1 protein-coding gene is annotated in these 452 nt (G+C 53.3%); it reads right to left on the bottom strand.

Annotation, left to right across the window (positions count from 1 at the left end; translation table 11 throughout):
* Positions 1 to 452, bottom strand: a 452-nt coding sequence (locus FQ755_RS37365; protein WP_186308536.1) for a hypothetical protein, incomplete at both ends; no start/stop codon positions are given.

A 452-nucleotide genomic window follows, 5' to 3' on the forward strand; every position in this document is an offset into this window, starting at 1 on the left:
TGCGAAGCATTACTAACAAATGCGGAAAGACTTCCGACAGTAGTGGGACGTTTTTCACGCTGGCCTGAGGAGCACGGAGGCGATCAAGCAATTCAAAGCAGGCAGACTGATCAGCGATCAACGGTGCGCCAACCGTCACCAGCAGTTGATCGACATTTTCTGTCTGACGTGAGGCCTTCTTCAATGGCTTACCCTGAAGCCCAAACTGCGAGAGTGCCCCGAGGAAACGGGCGAGGTTCCAGCGCTCCACTACAGACAGCAAGGCAGAATTCGAATCCGTCTGTTCGCCGAGCAGATTCAGTACTTGGACCGAGAACTGGTCAACGTTTGCGCAATGCAAAGATGCGCCGCACGAGCAAGTTGCGAAGAGAACCTGCTTCCAGTGCAACATTCGGCGGAACACACTGCACAAAGAAGTAAGCCAGAATTGGTGATCGAAGAATGCAGCTGGC

It is taken from the genome of Paraburkholderia sp. BCC1885 (genome assembly GCF_900996235.1).
Taxonomy (GTDB): domain Bacteria; phylum Pseudomonadota; class Gammaproteobacteria; order Burkholderiales; family Burkholderiaceae; genus Paraburkholderia.